Annotated in this window: 3 protein-coding genes; all 3 read left to right on the top strand. The window is 47.1% G+C overall.

Annotated elements, in window-relative coordinates; all coding sequences use genetic code 11:
* Positions 1-75: 75 nt before the first annotated feature.
* The 3 genes from ACTHUE_RS18530 to ACTHUE_RS18540 all read left to right on the top strand — a co-directional run bounded on the left by ACTHUE_RS18530 (position 76) and on the right by ACTHUE_RS18540 (position 1,550).
* Positions 76-318, top strand: coding sequence for a hypothetical protein (locus ACTHUE_RS18530; RefSeq protein ID WP_440424141.1), 243 nt, complete (start codon positions 76-78; stop codon positions 316-318).
* An 80-nt stretch (positions 319-398) separates the two neighbouring features.
* Positions 399-1,127 (top strand): amino acid ABC transporter ATP-binding protein, encoded by a 729-nt coding sequence (locus ACTHUE_RS18535; RefSeq protein WP_219088733.1) that lies wholly within the window; start codon positions 399-401, stop codon positions 1,125-1,127.
* Between the two features lie 63 nt (positions 1,128-1,190).
* On the top strand, positions 1,191-1,550 hold the full coding sequence (locus ACTHUE_RS18540) for a hypothetical protein (protein WP_036490466.1): 360 nt from the start codon (positions 1,191-1,193) through the stop codon (positions 1,548-1,550).
* Positions 1,551-1,553 lie beyond the last annotated feature (3 nt).

The following is a 1,553-nucleotide window of genomic DNA, read 5'->3' on the forward strand; positions in this document are numbered from 1 at the left end:
GGGCAGAACACATTGCCGCCGAGAAATATGTGGAATTGAGCAATTATCTGGTTCAAAAGGCCGTCTGAAACAGTGATGGCAATTTTTAAGCAACCTCCTATTCAATGGGGGTTTCTGGGTGATTCATATTTGTGGTGCGAGTTGGTGCAGTATTTTTCCAGTAAGGATATGCCGTCTAAGCAGCACCGTTTTGAAGCGGCAATTATCGGCGCAGTTTGGATATTGACCGGGCATCGTCTCGATAGGGAAGAGCAATTTAAAGTCAATCGGTACAATCAAGGCGAAATCTCCGGTGGCATAGTCAGTTGCCGCTTTTAGCTGGAAACGGCCATTCCTTTGCTTTGGCAGCGGCAAGCGCAACTCAAGCCCCGAAAATTTTGGCAGTTTGGAAAGAAATAATGATTAAATTCAAAAATGTACACAAACATTTTAAAGATTTGCACGTTATCAACGGCGTGAATCTGGAAGTTAAACAAGGCGAAGTGGTCGTTGTATGCGGCCCTTCAGGCAGTGGCAAATCTACGCTGATTCGTACGGTAAACCAACTCGAGCGCATTGAAAGCGGCGAGATTTGGGTGGACGGCATCAATGTTGCCGATCCGAAAACCGATTTGAACGAGGTGCGTGAAGAAGTGGGCTTTGTGTTCCAAGGCTTCAATCTGTATCCGCATTTGACTGTCTTGGAGAACATTATTCTTTCTCCGATGAAAGTAAAAAACCAAAGCCGTGAAGAGGCGGAAAAGAAAGCAATGGAGCTTTTGGAACGCGTCGGCTTGGCGCATAAAAAAGACGCGCTGCCCGGCCAGCTTTCCGGCGGTCAGCAGCAGCGTGTGGCGATTGCACGCGGTTTGGCGATGGAGCCGCGCGTGATGTTGTTTGACGAGCCGACTTCTGCGCTTGACCCTGAAATGGTCGGCGAAGTATTAAAAGTGATGAAAGACTTGGCGGAAAGCGGTATGACCATGATGTGCGTAACCCATGAAATGGGTTTTGCGCGCGAAGTCGCCGACCGTGTGATTTTTGTCGATAAAGGCCAGATTCTGGAAGATGAAACGCCGGAAGAGTTTTTTACCAATCCGAAACACGAGCGTGCCAAACAATTCCTGCAACAGGTGATGACACATTAAACTTAGGCCGTCTGAAATTTCAGACGGCATGATCGGTTTGAATGATTTTGAAAGTTGAAAATAATGTATTTTGTTGACCGTACTGCTGTCGTGCTGAAGCCGACCGCCCGTTTTTTGGAATGGTTGAAATCCTCCGATGAGAATATGCCCGATTTGACCGTCGAGCAACTGCGTACCAACTGCTCCGTATTCTTGGTGCCGCAATTTGACGAACCCGAATCCGTCATTTCCTATTTTGACGAACGCTACCAGCAGATTTTTGAAGCCGAATTGGCAGGCTGGGACATCGATAAAAGCAAATGGCCGCAAGACATGAGCCTGAAGGCTTTTTGGGAATTTTTCGATACCGAAATCCACGATATGGTTTTGGATATGGAAGAGGCGGAATTGAACATTACGCCTGTTTTCGACAATATGATGTAAAGC

The sequence above is a fragment of the Neisseria sp. P0021.S005 genome, from assembly GCF_051956955.1.